The following is an 18,709-nucleotide window of genomic DNA, read 5'->3' as shown; positions in this document are numbered from 1 at the left end:
AGTGTGCCCTTCGACTTCGCTTAAGGTGACATATCTAAAAACCTTCTTACTTCTTACTTCTTACTTCTTACTTCTTACTCTTCACTTCTTCTCAAATATTCTTTTATAATTACTTGAAATAATACTTTGTAATTCCTTTAAATTTAAACCTTTATATTCTGCTGCTAAATCATAAACCTGTTGAATATTTTCTTCAATTGTATCCGTTTCCAACAGAAATTTTTCATTTGGAACATTCTGAAAAACTGTTTTTAATTCTGGATTTCTAAGCAAATATTTTCCAAATGAAATATAAAATGCTGCTGCAATTAGCTGATTCGCAAGCTGACTGTTTTTTGAAAATCCGTGAATAATCATTGGAACTGAAATTTTCAATTTCTTTTTGATTTCTATCACTTCTTGAAAAGCCGCAACGCAATGAATTACGACTGGCTTTTTATATTTTTCGGCCAAAACCAATTGTTTTTCAAATACTGAAATCTGAATTTCGAAAGGCTGTTCTATTCGTTTATCTAATCCGCATTCGCCAATTGCCAAACAATTTTCTGTTTGAAGTTTTTCTTCAATAATTTTCAAATCTGTTTCTAATCTTTCTTCAGAAATATACCAAGGATGAATGCCAATCGAATAAAACGGAATTGAAGCATCAAATTCATGTGGGTATTGATTAACCAATTCCAATACATTGGATTGATTCGTAAACTGATGTGTATGAAAGTTAAAGAATTCCATTAATGAAATGTTTTCACTCCCGCTTTGATTTCTACATTTAAATCATTCTCTAAAGGAACAAGTGGGCAAGAATATTTATGATTGTAAGCACAATATGGATTATAAGCCTGATTAAAATCGATTGCAATTGTGTTTCCTTTCGGAATTTTCAAATCAATATATCTTCCACCTATATAGCTTTCTTTTCCGCAGGTTAAGTCTGAAAAAGGCAAAAATAAATGATCCTTATATTGTTCTTGTTTCGAAAGATCAATACTTCTGTAAACATTCAGTTTCAGTGCTTTTCCTTCTAAAGTAAAAGACAGCGTTCCGTATTTTATATACTTTGGAGTTCTGGTTCCTGTAGTTTTCATTTCGAAAGCTTTTTCGTTTTTCGCTTTTTCAAATTTTGCAACTACAAAATATTTCCCATTAATCGGATAAAAATCTAAAGACTTAAAAGTCTTCAAATCCTCTTCCATTAATGGACTAGTCTTAGCGTCAGCATATTCAGAATTGATCGTAGTCTGGAAATTTGCAACATTTGCGTAACTGAATTTTTTTTGGCTATAACCAAAATTAAAAATCATCAACACAACAAGTACAATTACTTTTTTCATCTTAGAAATTTTACGCAAAAATAGTTCAAAAGTAACAAAGCAACAACGGTAAAACGTGACAAAGTTTCCTAACTTTGTTGCAAATAAGAATAATTCTACAATGCTTAAAACTGCCTTAGGTCGCTACATTAATAATTTTAAGGGTTTCACTCACGAAGTTTGGATTCTTGCATTAATTACTTTTATCAATAGAGCAGGAACAATGGTTTTGCCCTTTTTATCTAAATATTTAAAAGAAGATTTACAATTTACTTATGGCGAAGTGGGCTGGATTATGGTTTCCTTTGGATTAGGTTCTATGTTAGGTTCCTGGTTAGGAGGAAAATTGAGCGACAAAATCGGGTTTTACAAAATCATGATTTTCAGTCTTTTTACTAGCGGAATTCTATTTATCTTATTACAATTTGTCACAACATTTTGGGGATTATGTTTTGCCATGTTTATAATAATGGCAATTTCAGATATGTTTCGTCCTGCTATGTTTGTGTCACTAAGTGTATATGCAAAACCAGAAAACAGAGTTCGTGCATTGTCTTTAGTACGCTTAGCAGTAAATCTTGGCTTCACTGCTGGTCCGGCATTAGGCGGATTAATAATTATAGGAATGGGATATCAAGGCCTATTTTGGGTTGACGGTATTACTTGTATGATTGCGATTTCAATTTTCGCATTTTATATTAAGGAAAAAAAGAAAACATCAATAAATAAAGATAATATCGTTTTATCAGATTTGCCAAAATCCATCTATAAAGACAAACCTTTTTGGTTACTGCTTTTTATCAGTTTTGTTACATTTATGGTTTTTCTGCAAATATTTTCAACTTTGCCTTTATATCATAATGAGAAGTTTGGACTTAGTGAATTTCAAACTGGTATGCTTTTATCTATAAATGGTTTATTAGTATTTCTATTAGAAATGCCCATTGTAAGTACTCTGGAGCGAAAAGGAGTAAATAAAATTAAAAATATTGCTTACGGTTGCTTTTTTATTGCCGCTGGCTACTTTATTTTACTGTTTGATTCCTGGGTTGGAATTCTTGTCATCAGTATTGTATTACTCACATTTGGAGAGATTTTCTCTTTCCCGTTTGTGAATGCGGTAGCATTAAGTCGCGCACCAAAAGGTCAGGAAGGCCAATATATGGGTTTTTACACCATGAGTTTCAGTCTGGCTCATATTGTCAGTTCTAAAACGGGACTGGAAATTATTGCGCATTATAACTACCAAATCAATTGGTTGATTATGGGAACACTTGGTTTACTAGCATTACTTTGCTGTTTTTGGCTTAATGAATTGGTACATACCAAAAAAAAATCATAAAGTTTATTTTTTACCTAACTCATTTAAATTCAATTTATTAATTTTAAATTGAAATAATTTCACGCGCCTAAATGGTAATTCAAACTTAAAAAATAGTTAAATAACTAGTTTTATAGTTGTGTAACTAAAAAAATAGTTGTAGGTTTGAATTAAAATTAGGAGACATGCAGAAGTTAACAAATAAAGAAGAAGAAATTATGCAGATTTTATGGAAGCTTAAAAAAGCTTTTGTAAAAGAGATTCAGGCAGAAATTACTGAAGACCAACCGCATTACAATACACTTTCGACTATTGTTCGCAATCTTGAAGAAAAAGGTTTTGTTGCGCACAATGCTTTTGGAAACACGCATCAATATTACCCAACTGTAACTTTAGAAGCGTATAGTAAAAAGTATATGAAAACTGCTATTGATAATTACTTCAATAGTTCTTATAAAAATATGGTTTCGTTTTTTGCTAAAGAAGAAAAAATTTCAGCAGCAGAATTACGCGAAATCTTGGCTATGATAGAAAATCCGAAAGAAGAAAAATAGTCGTTTATGGAAGCACTTTTCATATATATAGCAAAATCAGCAGGTTTAGTTGTAATGTTTTATTGTGTTTATCATTTTTTACTTCGCAAAGAGACATTTTTCAATACCAATAGATGGTTTTTACTGGCAGGTTTAGGAACGTCAGCTTTATTGCCGTTTTTAGTTTATACCAAAACAATTTTGGTCAACCCTACTCCAGTTTCGAACTTTAATCTAAGTCAAATTGAAGTACCTCTTTCTCACAATATTCCAAATGAAACTTTTGAAATCAATTGGAATTACGTTATTCTAGCAATTTATGCCCTTGGTTTTTTAATCTTATTAATAAAATTTGCCTTAGATTTTTATAGTCTGCAATCTGTTTTAAAAGGAAAAAAAATCCAACAACAAGCTGATTTCAAATTCATCGATACCAATGAAAATATTGCTCCTTTCTCCTATTTTGAATATATAGTTTACAACTCATCAATGTACACTTCATCAGAATTAGAGAATATTATTGAGCATGAAAAAGTGCACAGCGATCAAAATCATACTGCAGATATTTTGGTGGCCCGCATTTTTTGTCTGCTATTTTGGTTCAATCCAGTTATCTGGCTTTACAAAAAAGCAATCGCTCAAAACCTGGAATTCATTGCCGACAAAGAAGCCGCAAAAAAATTATCAGACAAAAGAGCGTATCAATACACGCTTTTAAAAATCACAACTCACGAAAGCTGTATTGCAATCACCAATCATTTTTATCAATCATTAATCAAAAAACGAATTGTTATGTTAAACAAGAATCAATCACGAAAAAGGAATTCTTGGAAATACTATGTTGTAATTCCAGCACTTGCCGCTTTTGTTTTGTTATTTCAAGTCGAAGTAATTGCAAAAGAAAGGCAAGCCAGCAAAAAAGAAATTCTAAAGGAAAGCAAATCTGTAGACAATTATAAAATTACAAAAACATCTACAGATCAACAATTAAAAGAAATTGCAGAAAATTTAAAGAAGAAATATGATGTTGTAGCTTCTATTTCTGATGTTGAAAGAAACTCAAACAACGAAATTACTGCTATAACAATTGAAGTTAAAAAAGGCTCAGAACAAAACCAAACTTTTATGGTTAACGGAAGCAAAGCCATTAAAGATTGCCAAATTATTGTTACAACAGAAGATGACGGATCTATAAAAATTGATTTTGCTTCTGAAAATTCAGAAAATCAGATAAAAGTTGTCAATAAAGAAAGAAAAGTTAAAGTAAAAAGTGTTGAAAATTCTAAAATAAACTCTGATGTTAAAACTACTGATAATACTCATACAAGCGTTACTACAAGTAGTAGCACAAATACTAGCGATAATGTAAATGTAAATGTTAACGCTAATACATCTGTCAGCGTAAGCACAAATAGTGACGGTAAGTCAAATAGCAGTATTATGATTTTAAGAAATGGCACAAATGTTTCTAATAATTTGCCACCATTAGTAATTGTTGATGGAGTTATAACGAAAAACATAGTTACTGTTGATGATATGAATAAATTAAAGATGGAAACTGTAACAGTATTTACTGGAAAAGATGCCATAAAAAAATACGGAGAAGAAGCAAAAGACGGTGTTGTTATTATAGAAACAAAAAAATAAATACATCTAAACCATTAATTAACAGCCAAAACCAAAATAATGCAAAAACTAACCAACAAAGAAGAAGAAATAATGCACATTTTATGGAAGCTTAAAAAAGCTTTTGTAAAAGAAATTCAGGCTGAAATCACTGAAGAACAACCGCATTACAACACGCTTTCGACTATTGTGCGCAATCTTGAAGAAAAAGGATATGTGAGTCATAATGCTTTTGGAAATACGCATCAATATTATCCGATCGTGAGTATTGAAGAATACAGAAAAGGTTTTATGAGCACCGCAATTGATAATTATTTCAACAGCTCTTATAAAAGTATGGTTTCATTTTTTGCCAAAGAAGAAAAAATTTCGGCAAACGAATTACGAGAAATCTTAGCAATGATTGAAAATCCAAAAGAAGAAAAATAATCGTTATGGAAGCACTTTTCACCTTTATCATCAAATCAGGTAGTTTAATAGCTTTATTCTATTTTGCTTATTATTTTTTACTGCGTAAAGAAACTTTTTTCACCAGTAACAGGTATTTTTTATTGGCTGGATTAATCACTTCAGTTGTTTTGCCTTTTGTGATTTATACAAAAGTTGTTTGGGTTGATCCCGCTCCTATACTTTATTCACCTGTTGTTCAAACTGCAACTGCTTCTGTTAATCATAATTATGTTTCAACATATAATCAGTTGCCGATTGTTGAAGAAGAGCCTTTTGAAATAAACTGGAATCTGATTTCACTCGCGATTTACGCAATCGGATTTGCTGCTTTTATGCTAAAATTCGCAATTGATTTCTACAGTTTAAACTCTGTTTTAAAAGGAAAAAAAGTAAAACAGCAAGAAGATTTCAAGTTTGTTGATGTTACTGAAAACATTGCTCCTTTTTCTTATTTTGATTACATCGTTTACAACTCATCACTGTATAGCGAAACAGAATTGCAAAGTATTTTAGAACATGAAAAAGTGCACAGCGATCAGCATCATACTGTTGATGTAATAATTTCCAGAATTTTTTGTATTCTTTTTTGGTTCAATCCAATTATCTGGCTTTACAAAAAAGCAATTTTGCAAAATTTAGAATTTATTGCCGATAACGAAGCTTCAAAAAAATTATCAGACAAAAAAGCGTATCAATACACGCTTTTAAAAATAACAACACATGAAACTTGTGTTGCAATCACCAATCATTTTTATCAATCATTAATCAAAAAACGAATTGTCATGTTAAACAAAAATCAATCAAAAAAATGGAATTACTGGAAATATTATGCTGTAATTCCAGCGCTTGCAGCTTTTGTATTTTTATTCCAAATAAAAACGATTGCTCAGGAGAAAAAAGCTTTGGCAGAAAAAACTGCTCTAACAAAAAACGAGGACACTCAAGTTTTTAAAATTACTAAATCGACTACAGATCAGGAATTAAAAGACTTAACAGCAAAACTAAAATCAGAACACAATATTGATGTAGTAATTTCAGATTTAAAAAGAAACAGCAATAACGAAATTACAAGTATCAAAATTCAGATTGTAAAAGAAAACGGCAAAAAACAAATTATACAAGTAAACAGCACAAAAGCAATAAAAGATTGCAGTATTGTGTTAGACACTAATGATAATGGTGCTAAAAATGTCACTTTGACTACTGAAGAAAGTCCTGAAGCGCCAACAATGGTTAAAACTCAAAATGTAGTTATAACAGATTTTAAGAGTTCAGCCGATGCTCCCGAAGCTCCAGATGCGCCTGCTCCACCAAGTGCTCCAGGTATGGTTGCGCCAGTTCCTCCTACACCACCAGTATTCCCAGCAGGAGCACTTCCTCCAGCTCCAGCAATTGATATGTCAAAAATGCCAAAACCACCTAGAGCACCAAGAGATCCAAAAGATAAAGTTGCAATGGCTCAGTTTGAAAAAGATATGGCTGAATTTGAGAAAAAAATGGAAAAATTTCAACCTAACATCGATGCTATGTCTGCATATGGTGACGCAGTAGAAGAAATTATGTCTAAACGTGAAGCCATTTTTGAAAAACAAATGGAACAATATGAAATTGCCATGCAAAAATTCAATATGAATATGGATAAATTTAATATTGATATGAAAATGAAATTTGGCAATGACTCAGATTACGAAAATAACATGAAGCAATATGAGTTAGACATGAGACGATATGAGCTTGACATGAAACAGCATGAAAAAGATATGAAGGAACATGCAAAACAAATGAAACAGCATGCTAAGGATATGAAGATGCAAGAAAGAGACCGAAGAGCGGCAGAGAAAGCAGATAAGAAAGCTTAATATTTTCAAACAACAATGTAAAAACCAGTGCAAAAACACTGGTTTTTCTATTAATATTTAATTTTAAAACAGTAAAATGAAAAAATATTATTTAGTCCTGTTCTTACACTTTTCGCTATCCATTTTCGCACAACAAAAAAACGCTGAAAAGAGCATCTTTACAGCAATGGACAAAGCGGCTTCAGTTTTAATGCAAAAATCAAAAGCAAATTCTATTTCGATTGGAGTTGTAAAAAATGGTCAAACCTACACTCGTCATTATGGCGAAATTGATAAAGGAAAAGAGAATATTGCTAATAACAATACTGTTTTTGAAGTTGCATCAATAACTAAATTGTTTACAGGTTTACTTGCCGCTCAAGCAGTTTTAGAAGGAAAACTTAATCCAGATGATGATATCCGAAAATACATTACTGGTTCTTATCCTAATTTGGAATATCATGGAACACCAATTACCATTAAGGATTTAGTTTCTTTTAAAACTGGTTTTAACAAAGATCTTCCTGACACTGCGGAGTTACGCAAAAATCGAAACGACAGCAGTTATTTGGCCTTCAAAAAATTAGACGAATCATATAGTCGGGAAAAATTCTTTGAAGATTTAAAAACAATTCAATTGGATACTTTGCCTGGAACCAAATTCAAATACAGCAACGGAAGCTTAAACCTGACAGCTCATATTTTAGAAAATGTTTACCATAAAAGTTACGAAACACTTCTAAATGAACATATTCTTTCAAAGCTGAAAATGACATCAACCGGAATAAATTTGAGCCCGAATGTTGTTGTTGCGAATGGTTATAATCTAAAAGGCGTTTTAATGCCACAAATCTCAGATAATCTTTGGGGAGCTGCCGGACGTTTAAAATCTACTTTAGGTGATTTAACCAAATTCATTGCTTATGAATTAAATACAAAAGATAAAATTGTTCAGGAATCACAGCGAAATCTCTTAAATAGTCCTACAATCTGGAACGGCTATTTTTGGGATCATATTGAAGTTGACGACAATGGAAAAAACTGCTGGAAACACGGCGGCGCTTTTGGAACTCAAAATATGCTTGTTGTATATCCAGAACGACAATTAGGGCTTTCGATCATTGTAAATATAAGCGATGAAAATACGGGAAATGCTTTAGGCGACGCCATTGTGAGTCTTTCAAATGATTTATTGAATGAGTACAAAAAGCAAACTGGAATTTACGGATATAAAATAGTCAATGACAAAGTAGTTTTTAGCTATATACACGATAAGGCTTTAAATGCCGACTTAGTAAAAAGCGTTTCAATTGCAGGTTCATTCGACAATTGGAATCCCGATGATAAAAATTTCCAAATGATTCAAAAAAACAAAAATACATTTGAATTAGCTGTTCCTATATCTCAGTTTGAAAAAAACAAAACGCATTTGTTTAAATTTGTAATCAACAAAAGTGGCTGGATGGAAGCGCCAAAAAATGCCATAAATAAAGAAACAGAAGGAGATCAAAATCTTATTCTAAAAATTTAAACTTTCAATTTTTATACCCTAAAAGACTTTGTTTTAACGCAAAGTCTTTTTTCATATCTTTGAAGAAACAAACCTACTATGTATAAATTTCTAGCCAAATTAAACAAAATGCTTCTACCTAGTTTTACGAAACAAGGTTTAGATATTTCAAAAGCCAAAAAATGGCAAATGGCAATTATCGGATATCGTGCTTATGTTACCAAGAAAGCATTAGGCAATTAAAAATAAATACTTTTAAGCAGAAAATGTTTTATGCTTTTCTGCTCTTCGATTCATGAAAAACAAAAAAATCAACCTTCCTCCTGTTCAGGCTGTATTGCTTGCAATTATTAGCGTACAATGTGGTGCAGCAATTGCTAAAACTTTATTCCCAACACTTGGAGCAGCAGGTACAGCATCTATCAGAATTGGTGTTTCTGCAATTATTCTTTTATTGGTTTACAGGCCAAATTTAAAAGCAATTACAAAAACTCAATGGAAAGTTGTCATTCCGTATGGACTTTCTTTAGGTGCAATGAATTTGATTTTCTATTTTGCAATCGAAAGAATCCCAATTGGACTTGCAGTTACTTTAGAATTTATCGGTCCGTTATTGCTTGCGATTATTGGATCAAAACGTCTGATTGATTATTTATGGGTTTTATTAGCTGGAATCGGCATTCTTTTGATTGCCCCCTGGACAAATGAACGCTTAGATACTTTAGGTGTTCTTTTTGCCTTAATTGCTGGAGCTTTATGGGCAGCTTATATCGTTTTTGGAGGTAAAATTTCAAAAATAATGAATGAGGGTACAGCTGTTTCAACCGGAATGTTGTTAGCGGCAATTCTGGTTTTACCTTTTGGAATTTTCGAAAACGGACTTGCTAATCTTACTCCAAGGCTTTTCGGAATGGGTGTTGCTCTTGCATTATTATCAAGTGCAATTCCGTTCACTTTAGAAATGAAAGCTTTAGGAAAACTTCCTCCTCGTACTTTCAGTATTTTAATGAGCTTAGAACCGGCTGCGGCTTCAATTTGTGCTTTTATTTTTTTAGAAGAAAACTTAAGTTTCTATGAAATTTTGGCTGTTGTTTGTGTTGTAATCGCTTCTGCCGGATCAACTTTAACAACTAAAAAATAAAAAAATCCTAATCTTTAAAATTCCAAATTCCAACTTTTAAATTGAGATTTGGAATTTTAAAAATTGGAATTTGATTAAATATTATTTTTTCGGAAGCAAAACAGCATCGACAACATGAATCACACCATTAGATTGGTTCACATCTGCAATTGTTACTTTTGATTTATTTCCGTTTTCATCTGTTATATACAAATCTTTTCCATCCATCCAAGCAGTAAGAGTCCCACCGTTGACAGCTTTTATAGTTGCTTTTCCTTTACCAGCTTTAATTGCTTTTGCAATATCTGATGCATTCCATTTTCCTGAAGCAACATGATATGTTAAAATGTTTTGAAGCATTTTTTTGTTCTCTGGTTTCAATAAAGTTTCAACAGTTCCTGCTGGTAATTTATCAAATGCCGCATTTGTTGGAGCAAAAACAGTAAACGGTCCTTTGCCTTGTAATGTTTCTACTAAATCAGCAGCTTTTACAGCGGCTACTAACGTAGTATGATCTTTTGAATTTACTGCATTTTCAATAATATTTTTACTAGGATACATTGCTGCACCGCCTACCATTACTGTTTTTTGAGCAAATGATACAAATCCGAATGTTAAAGCTAAAATTGCTGTCGTTAAAAATTTTCTAGTTTTCATAATTAATATTTTAAGTTATAAGCTCATTTACGCTGGAATATTGCTTTTGGTTTTAATAAAAATTAAAATAATTTCAAAAAACACTGAAATATTCTCAAAATACACTGTAAAACAAGCAATTAATAATTACAATTATTTTTGATTATTTTTAAGCTGTGATAGATTTCACATCTTTTTATTATTAAATTCAAAACATATTTATTATATAAAAATCTATAAAAAAACAAGAAACTAAAGCTAAGAACATTCCATAATTTAACCTCAAAATGATAATTAATAACCACACAAAAACGATTTTTTCTATTTTTATTTTACTCACTTTTATTCAATGTAAATCCCCGGCTTATAAAATGAATTACCAAGAAAATTATCTTTCGGAAGCAGATAAAGCAATTAAACAATATACAATTCCACCTTATCTTAAAAAAGGTGATTCAATAATGATCGTTGCTCCAGCGGGTTTTCTAACCGACTCAACAGAAATTGATCAGGGAATCGAACTTGCAAAAAGCTGGGGACTTAATATTAAATTAGGCAAAAATCTTTTCAAAAAACACAATCATTTTGCTGGAACAGACCTTGAAAGACAAAATGATATGCAAGAAGCTTTAGATAATAAAAACATTAAAGCGATCTGGTGCTCCAGAGGAGGCTATGGAACTGTTAGAATTATTGATCAATTGAACTTTTCAGCTTTTAAGAAAAATCCAAAATGGATTATTGGTTATTCAGATATTACTACTCTTCACGAACAAGTTCATAGATTGGGATTTGCATCTATCCACGCTACAATGCCTGGCGGAATGAGACGAGCTACACCTGAAGCCAAAGAAACACTTTATAAATCTTTGTTTGGTGAGGATTTAAGTTATGAGGTAACTACTAATCCACTCAATAAATTAGGCACAAGTAAAGGTGTTCTTATAGGTGGAAATTTATCAATTATTATGTCGATGTTAGGTAGTAATTCTGATATTGATCCAAAAGGGAAAATTTTATTTATCGAAGATGTTGGTGAAGATTTATACCGAGTAGACAGAATGATGTATACGCTGAAAAGAAATGGCTTTTTGAAAGATCTAAAGGGAATTATAGTTGGCGATTTTGATTATAAAACAGAAGAAAATATTTTGTTTGGCGGAACACACCGTGAAATCATTCTAAATGTTGTAAAAGAATATGATTATCCCGTAATATTTGATTTTCCGGCAGGACACATCAGAAACAATCATGCACTGATTTTCGGTAAAAAAGTTAAGTTAGAATCAAATGCAGCATCTGCTATTATTTCTTACCAATAAGCCTGAAAAAATATTCTAATTTAAACTAGATTTATTTTCCGAATAAAATTTTCATTAACTTTAATATAAAATCGTATTCCTATGAAAAATCTACCCCAAAAAGTCAGAAGCAAAAAGTTAAGTTCACGAGTTGATTTAACTGCAATGGTAAGCGTCTCTTTTTTGCTGATTATCTTTTTTATGATTGTTGGAGAATTGTCAAAGCCTAAGATTATAGAACGAAATTTTGGTGAGGGAGGTTGTGGACCAATAATAGAATGCAATAAGCCAGACGAAAATCGAGTAATGACAATATTGCTAGATGATAACAACAAAATAATCACATACTCCGGATTACTTTACAATGCTATAGAATCTCCAAAAAATGTAAAATATGGCAAAAATGGAATTCGAAAAGAATTAATTAAAAACAACAAAAGAGTTTTAGAATATTCTTCTCAATTTGGAAAACCTAGAAAAGGCGTACAAATTGTTATTAAACCAAGCAAAAATTCAAATTATGGCAACTTAGTTGACATATTAGACGAAATGAAAATAACAGGAATAACTTCTTATTCAATAGTTGATTATTACACTCCAGAAGAATCAAAATTACTAGCTTCAAAATAAAAGAAATCATTTTGAAAAAAAAATATCGACTCAGTCCGAACTGACAAACGGATGAAACTTGAAACCTGAAACAAAGAAAACTATAAAAACAAAAAAAGTCCCACATTGCTGTGGGACTTTCTATTTAGAGGAAACTAAGAATTATTTTTTCTCAGTTTTTTCCATTTTAGCTTTTAAAGCAGCTAATACATCATTGTTATCACCTAAAGTCGCAGCTGGTGCGTTAGTAGATGCAGATGTAGTAGTTTCAGCAGCAGCTTTCACGTTTTTCTCTTCTTCTTCACGGAAGATAGCAGTATGAGAAGCAACTACTCTTTTGAATTCTTTGTTAAATTCAATTACTTTGAAATCAGCAGTATCACCTTTTTTCAATTTCTTTCCGTCTTCTTTTTCAAGGTGACGAGTTGGAATGAAAGCAACGATATCATCTCCGAATTCTACAGTAGCTCCTTTGTCAACGATTTCAGAAATCTCACCATTGTGGATAGTTCCTACAGCGAAAGAATCTTCGTATTGATCCCAAGGATTAGCAGTAGTTTGTTTGTGACCTAAAGATAATTTACGTCCTTCAACATCTAATTCTAATACTACAACATCAAGTTTTTCACCAACGTTTACAAACTCAGATGGGTGTTTGATTTTCTTAGTCCAAGAAAGGTCAGAAATGTAGATTAATCCATCAATTCCTTCTTCTAATTCTACGAAAATACCAAAGTTTGTAAAGTTTCTAACGATACCTGTATGTTTAGAACCTACTGGGTATTTAGAAGTAATGTCAGTCCATGGATCTTGAGTCAATTGTTTGATACCTAATGACATCTTACGATCATCTCTGTCAAGAGTTAAGATAACTGCTTCAACAACATCTCCAACTTTCACGAAGTCCTGAGCAGAACGTAAGTGAGTTGACCATGACATTTCAGAAACGTGGATTAAACCTTCAACACCTTCAGCAACTTCAATAAATGCACCGTAATCAGCGATTACAACTACTTTACCTTTAACTTTATCACCAATTGTTAAATTAGCATCTAAAGCATCCCATGGGTGAGCGTTTAATTGTTTCAATCCTAATTGAATTCTTGTTTTCTCATCATCGAAATCAAGGATTACAACGTTTAATTTTTGGTCTAATTCAAGAACTTCACTTGGGTGGTTGATTCTACTCCAAGAAAGGTCAGTAATGTGAATTAATCCATCAACACCACCTAAGTCAATGAACACACCATAAGAAGTAATGTTTTTAACAACACCTTCTAATACTTGTCCTTTTTGTAATTGACCAATGATTTCTTTTTTCTGTACTTCAATATCAGCCTCGATAAGCGCTTTATGAGATACAACAACGTTTTTGAATTCGTGGTTGATTTTTACCACTTTGAATTCCATCATTTTGTTTACATATACATCGTAGTCTCTAATTGGCTTAACGTCAATTTGAGATCCTGGTAAGAACGCCTCGATACCGAATACGTCAACGATCATACCTCCTTTAGTTCTACATTTAACAAAACCGTTAACGATTTCTCCAGTTTCATTAGCTGCAATAACTCTATCCCAAGATTTGATAGTACGTGCTTTTCTGTGAGATAATACTAATTGACCTGTTTTGTCCTCACGGATGTCGATTAATACTTCAACTTTGTCACCTACTTTTAAGTTTGGGTTGTAACGGAATTCATTTAAAGAAATAACACCTTCAGATTTAGCATTGATATCAACGATAACGTCTCTATCTGTAATTCTAACAACAACTCCTTCAACTACTTCTTCTTGATCTGTAGCGATGAAAGTTTTTGATACTAGTTCTTCAAACTCTTGTAAGTTTTTCTCATCTACTGCATCAATTCCTTCTTGGAAGTTATGCCAGTTAAAATTTGCTAAAAACTCTTCTTGTGATTTTAATTGTTCAGACATGCTGATAAAAAATTTGTATTCTGTTTTTCTCGAGTTTCTTCATGCGATAGAAAATACAGAAGTTGTTTTACATAAATGGTTGATACCTAAAGGAAACTCTTCTCTGCCAAAAGGTTTGCAAAATTACTACAAATATTTGGACTTACAAAATAATTCCGAGTTGATTATCAGTGAATTGTTTAGAAGCAGAAGTTTTTAGGTTTTTCGAGACGTCAAGTCCCGCTATCCGTTACAATCTTTTATGTCCGCCCCAGCGGACATAAAAGGATTTCCACTTCTATCGGGGCTAGATTAGAAGTTTTGTTTTCATGAGAACCTTGAAAAACGAAACCCGACAGGTTTAAAAAAAACTGTCGGGTTTAATTCCGATTACTATCTATAAAATCTTAATGACTCAAATTCTCAATTTCCTTCGGATCATGTTTATGTTTAAACAAAACAGCAAAAGCAATAGCAATAACCAAAGCATAAGCTGCAAAAGACAACCAGATGGTATGCCAGTCTTTCATCAAAATTGGATTAGCAAAAATTCCATCTGCAGAGATTGAATTTCCTTGACCTTTTACAAATTCCAACATTTTAGAGTTCGTTGTATCTGTTTGCAAAAATCCAGCCAACTCAGTTGTATTAGCAAATGACTTTGTAAAGAAACGATCAATTGCCCAACCTGAAGTCAAACTTCCTAAAACCGCTCCTACTCCATTAGTCATCATCATAAATAAACCTTGTGCAGAAGAACGAATTTTAGAATCAGTATTACTTTCTACGAATAATGAACCTGAAATATTAAAGAAATCAAATGCCATTCCGTAAACGATACAAGAAAGTATAATCATCCATAAACCATTTACAGGATCTCCAAAAGCAAATAATCCAAAACGTAAAACCCATGCCAACATACTAATCAACATAACTTGTTTAATTCCAAAACGTCTTAAGAAAAACGGAATCGCAAGAATAAACAAAGTTTCAGAAACCTGAGAAATTGACATAATAATAGTCGAATACTTAATTACAAATGAATCGGCATATTTCGGAAAATGCTTAAATTCATCTAAAAACACATCTCCATAAGCATTTGTCAACTGAAGCGCTCCTCCTAAAAACATAGAAAAAACAAAAAACAAAGCCATTTTATAATTAGCAAATAGCTTAAAAGATTCTAAACCAAAAGTTTCAATCCAAGTCGCATTTTCTTTAATTAGGCGCTGTGGCTCGCATTTTGGCAACGTAAAAGCATAAACTCCAAGAATTAAAGCACCAATTCCAGCAATATAAAATTGATATTCTGTCGCTTTACTTCCGCTCAAATTAGTAATCCACATGGCAACAATAAAACCAATTGTCCCCCAAACACGAATTGGCGGAAAATCTTTTACTATATTTTTATTATTTAGTTTTAATGAGGTATAGGATATAGAGTTACTTAAAGCGATTGTTGGCATATAGCAACACATTGCCAAAAGCATTACAATAATAAAAGTATCTGGAGTTGTAACTTGTGCAATTGCAAACAAAACCACCGCATAAATTATATGAAGAGCGCCATATAATTTTTCAGCATTAATCCATCTGTCTGCAATAATACCTGTAAGTGTAGGCATAAAAAGAGAAGCAATTCCCATGGTTCCAAAAACGAGTCCAAATTGAGTTCCTTCCCAGTTTTTTGTCCCAAACCAATAATTTCCTATTGTTATAAGCCAGGCTCCCCAAACAAAAAATTGAAGAAAGCTCATTATAATCAATCTGTTTTTAATCCCCATATGATAAAATTGTCTTTAAAATAAAAATGAAGCGGTAAAACTAACATTTAAAATAATATCTGCAAAAATTTAAGCTGTTTTTACAACATCATTTATTAATTCTAAAACAGCTGCAAACTGTTCTTCTTTATTTAAGTAAGAATTATCAATTTCAATTGCGTCATCGGCAATTACCAATGGAGAATCTTCACGGTGTGTATCCATATGATCACGATCAACAACATTTTTCAAAACTTCCTCATAGGTCACGTTATCACCTTTTTGCTGTAATTCATCAAAACGTCTTTGCGCGCGTGTTTCGGCACTAGCGGTCATAAATATTTTAAGTTCGGCATCAGGAAAAACTACAGTTCCTATATCTCTTCCATCCATTACAATGCCTTTATTTTTTCCCATTTCCTGTTGTTGCTCTACTAATTTAGAACGAACTTCAGAAACAGCCGCTACTGCGCTTACAAAATTAGAAACCTCAATTGTCCTAATTTGCTTTTCAACATTTTCACCATTCAAATACATTTCGGCAAAACCTAAAACAGCATTATACTTAAACTCTAACTGGATTTTTGGCAAAGACTCAATCAAAGCTTTTTTATTAAAAGAATCAGCATCAATAAATTGATTTTTCATAGCAAAATAAGCTACTGCACGGTACATTGCACCAGTGTCAACATAAACATACTCAAGTTCTTTTGCCAATTGTTTTGCCAAAGTACTTTTTCCTGTTGATGAAAATCCGTCGATAGCAATTGTAATTTTTTTCAATTTTATATTTTTAAATTTATTTTTATTTTTTAAGTCTAATGCTCGGCTCTGACAATATAATTTATTTTTCCGGTCTCAGTATATTCCATGTCTTTAGCAACAAATCCTTATTAAACATTGACTAATTGCAAGCGTTGCAAATGTAACCATCTTTCTTTTCATATGGAAGATTTATAACAATTATGAAATCATTATAATCAAATAAGTTTTGAACAAAAAAAAACTTTTCATCATCGAAAATCAAAATTAATCTCGACAATAAAAAGTTTATTTTTCTTTTTAATATTTTATTTAATGCTGCTTTTTAATAGTAAATATCCATCAGAATATTCGTCTTAGAACTATCAATTATTTTTTGAATTCTTTTGAAAAATTCCTCGTTTACCATTGGACATCCATGGCTGTTGCTGATGTAATAATCCTGCTCCTGTAATGGAACCGCAGAATAAGCATGCAAAACAATAGCTCTTTCTAAAGCTTTATTATTAGTCTCATCTAAACCTGCTAATCTGTATGCTTTTCCAAAAATACCTTTGTAAGTTTTACCTACTGAATATCTTCCTAAAGCTGTACAGTTAGAATTTGGCATATTGCTAAACTTAAGCATACCTTTAATACCTGTTTCAGAACCAGAACCATGAGCTACAAGACCTTGGTCTATAATTTCGTTCTTTTCTAAATCATACACAAAAAAACGATTTTTCCCTGACGGAACTTTCATATCAATCAAAAATGCGATTTTAGAATTGTATCTGCGATCGGCATTAATCATGTTTTTTATATCCGTTATTCTGCTGTTAATTCTTTCGATCTCTACATTGGTTATCGTAGATTCTTCTTCGCTGAAGTAGTGTTTTGCTCCCGTAAAAACACTTACTGTCATAAATAAAAATAAAGTAAATATTTTCATTAATTATTGAAAATTTAAAGTTAGACCAAAAAGACTTGTACTAGCTGCCAATGTATATCTTGAATAGGAATAGTTGAATTTTATCTTATTCATTCTTAAACCAAACCCTAAAGACACTCCGGAAAAATTACGTTGTTCATCAATTCGTAGTTCTTCCCCTCTTCTAAAATTATATCCTAAACGTAAATTAAATGCTTTTTGTGGAAACAGTTCCACCCCAAAAACGACATGTCGTAAAGCATTATTTACAAATGAAACTTTTTCATCACTTGTTGATCCATCAATATTAGTTTCTCCTCGAACGGGATTCGAAAAAGAAATGTTCCATTGCTGCAAATTTTCTAACGAAAGATGCCAGCGAAGTGGTACATGTTCTAATTCTTGCGAAACACCTGCTATTATTTCAAAGGGCAAATTTTCCTGTATTCCTGAATAAGTAGTAAACTGCGTACCAATATTACGAAATACTAACGCCAAATTTACATCATTTTTTTCAATTTGATACATAATTCCCACATCAATTGCACCACCAATAGAATTATAACTTTCTAAAGTCGAAGTTATTAGCTTCCCATTTACCCCAATATGTACATCTGTATAAGGAATATTATAAGCATATCCGAGTGTTAGCGCGCCTTCACTCCCTGAAAAATCTGAGGTTGCCTGACCATTTTCATCATAACCCTCAAAGCTTCCGTAGTTTACATAACTCACACCAGCATAAAAAGTTTGAACGTGCCTGTCATATGTATAAGCATACGAAGCAGTTCCATAAGATGCTTCTCCGTAATAACTTCCGTAATTCATCGCCAGATGATTATCCATATCTTCATTTAAAACCGCGGGATTAAACATCACCTGATTAACATCTTCATCATAAATCGTAATAATTTTTCCTCCTAGCGCTGCCTGCCTGGGCGACGATGTTAAATTGAGAAATTGATAGGTGTAGCGCCCTCCAATTTGCCCGAAAGACATCGAACAAATTAGTAACATTAAAAATAAAACAATCTGTTTTAACATGTTTTTGGAACGTTCCTATGTGGGAATAACGTAAATACAAAGATAAAATTATATAATTG

18 protein-coding genes are annotated in these 18,709 nt (G+C 32.0%); 10 read left to right on the top strand and 8 right to left on the bottom strand.

Features of this window, described 5'->3' with window-relative positions; genetic code table 11:
• Positions 1-81: 81 nt before the first annotated feature.
• Both FN795_RS00175 and FN795_RS00170 read right to left on the bottom strand, forming a co-directional pair.
• The gene (locus FN795_RS00175) at positions 82-732 is read right to left on the bottom strand and encodes a TatD family hydrolase (RefSeq protein ID WP_142448719.1); all 651 of its coding nucleotides are present in this window, start codon (positions 730-732) and stop codon (positions 82-84) included.
• Entirely contained in the window at positions 732-1,331 is a 600-nt protein-coding gene (locus tag FN795_RS00170) for a DUF1684 domain-containing protein (RefSeq protein WP_142448718.1), read from the bottom strand. The genes FN795_RS00175 and FN795_RS00170 overlap by 1 nt, the downstream gene beginning before the upstream one ends.
• Positions 1,332-1,431: 100 nt before the next feature.
• On the opposite strand from FN795_RS00170, the gene FN795_RS00165 reads away from it, so the two are divergent.
• The 8 genes from FN795_RS00165 to FN795_RS00130 all read left to right on the top strand — a co-directional run bounded on the left by FN795_RS00165 (position 1,432) and on the right by FN795_RS00130 (position 9,729).
• Entirely contained in the window at positions 1,432-2,652 is a 1,221-nt protein-coding gene (locus tag FN795_RS00165) for an MDR family MFS transporter (RefSeq protein ID WP_142448717.1), read from the top strand.
• Positions 2,653-2,816: 164 nt separating this feature from the next.
• Positions 2,817-3,185: a BlaI/MecI/CopY family transcriptional regulator gene (locus FN795_RS00160; protein WP_035643575.1), complete on the top strand. Its 369-nt coding sequence runs from the start codon at positions 2,817-2,819 to the stop codon at positions 3,183-3,185.
• 6 nt (positions 3,186-3,191) lie between these two features.
• Positions 3,192-4,811 carry a M56 family metallopeptidase gene (locus tag FN795_RS00155; protein WP_142448716.1) on the top strand — a complete coding sequence of 540 codons (1,620 nt, stop codon included), beginning with the start codon at positions 3,192-3,194 and terminating at the stop codon, positions 4,809-4,811.
• A 39-nt stretch (positions 4,812-4,850) separates the two neighbouring features.
• Entirely contained in the window at positions 4,851-5,219 is a 369-nt protein-coding gene (locus FN795_RS00150; RefSeq protein ID WP_132990905.1) for a BlaI/MecI/CopY family transcriptional regulator, read from the top strand.
• Between the two features lie 5 nt (positions 5,220-5,224).
• The gene (locus FN795_RS00145) at positions 5,225-7,099 is read left to right on the top strand and encodes a M56 family metallopeptidase (protein WP_142448715.1); all 1,875 of its coding nucleotides are present in this window, start codon (positions 5,225-5,227) and stop codon (positions 7,097-7,099) included.
• A gap of 76 nt (positions 7,100-7,175) precedes the next feature.
• On the top strand, positions 7,176-8,609 hold the full coding sequence (locus FN795_RS00140) for a serine hydrolase (RefSeq protein ID WP_142448714.1): 1,434 nt from the start codon (positions 7,176-7,178) through the stop codon (positions 8,607-8,609).
• 78 nt (positions 8,610-8,687) lie between these two features.
• Positions 8,688-8,831, top strand: a complete 144-nt coding sequence (locus tag FN795_RS00135) for an SsrA-binding protein (protein WP_142448713.1) — start codon at positions 8,688-8,690, stop codon at positions 8,829-8,831.
• A 52-nt stretch (positions 8,832-8,883) separates the two neighbouring features.
• Positions 8,884-9,729 carry an EamA family transporter gene (locus FN795_RS00130; protein ID WP_142448712.1) on the top strand — a complete coding sequence of 282 codons (846 nt, stop codon included), beginning with the start codon at positions 8,884-8,886 and terminating at the stop codon, positions 9,727-9,729.
• A gap of 81 nt (positions 9,730-9,810) precedes the next feature.
• Here FN795_RS00130 and FN795_RS00125 read toward each other — a convergent pair whose 3' ends face one another.
• Entirely contained in the window at positions 9,811-10,365 is a 555-nt protein-coding gene (locus FN795_RS00125) for a fasciclin domain-containing protein (protein ID WP_142448711.1), read from the bottom strand.
• 350 nt (positions 10,366-10,715) lie between these two features.
• On the opposite strand from FN795_RS00125, the gene FN795_RS00120 reads away from it, so the two are divergent.
• The gene (locus FN795_RS00120; protein ID WP_142448710.1) at positions 10,716-11,666 is read left to right on the top strand and encodes a S66 peptidase family protein; all 951 of its coding nucleotides are present in this window, start codon (positions 10,716-10,718) and stop codon (positions 11,664-11,666) included.
• Positions 11,667-11,747: 81 nt separating this feature from the next.
• The gene (locus FN795_RS00115; RefSeq protein ID WP_142448709.1) at positions 11,748-12,275 is read left to right on the top strand and encodes an ExbD/TolR family protein; all 528 of its coding nucleotides are present in this window, start codon (positions 11,748-11,750) and stop codon (positions 12,273-12,275) included.
• 141 nt (positions 12,276-12,416) lie between these two features.
• Here FN795_RS00115 and rpsA read toward each other — a convergent pair whose 3' ends face one another.
• The 5 genes from rpsA to porQ all read right to left on the bottom strand — a co-directional run bounded on the left by rpsA (position 12,417) and on the right by porQ (position 18,650).
• Positions 12,417-14,192: a 30S ribosomal protein S1 gene (gene rpsA / locus FN795_RS00110; RefSeq protein WP_115887268.1), complete on the bottom strand. Its 1,776-nt coding sequence runs from the start codon at positions 14,190-14,192 to the stop codon at positions 12,417-12,419.
• A gap of 386 nt (positions 14,193-14,578) precedes the next feature.
• Complete coding sequence (locus FN795_RS00105; protein ID WP_142448708.1) at positions 14,579-15,955, bottom strand: nucleoside permease; 1,377 nt, start codon at positions 15,953-15,955, stop codon at positions 14,579-14,581.
• A 69-nt stretch (positions 15,956-16,024) separates the two neighbouring features.
• Positions 16,025-16,717, bottom strand: coding sequence for a (d)CMP kinase (gene cmk / locus FN795_RS00100; protein WP_142448707.1), 693 nt, complete (start codon positions 16,715-16,717; stop codon positions 16,025-16,027).
• A 304-nt stretch (positions 16,718-17,021) separates the two neighbouring features.
• Entirely contained in the window at positions 17,022-17,627 is a 606-nt protein-coding gene (locus tag FN795_RS00095; protein ID WP_142448706.1) for a murein L,D-transpeptidase catalytic domain-containing protein, read from the bottom strand.
• A 3-nt stretch (positions 17,628-17,630) separates the two neighbouring features.
• Entirely contained in the window at positions 17,631-18,650 is a 1,020-nt protein-coding gene (gene porQ, locus FN795_RS00090; RefSeq protein ID WP_142448705.1) for a type IX secretion system protein PorQ, read from the bottom strand.
• Between the last annotated feature and the right edge of the window lie 59 nt (positions 18,651-18,709).

Origin of the sequence: Flavobacterium resistens, assembly GCF_900182645.1 — a bacterium.
Taxonomy (GTDB): Bacteria; Bacteroidota; Bacteroidia; order Flavobacteriales; family Flavobacteriaceae; genus Flavobacterium; species Flavobacterium resistens.
This window is presented reverse-complemented; position numbering and strand designations above follow the sequence as displayed.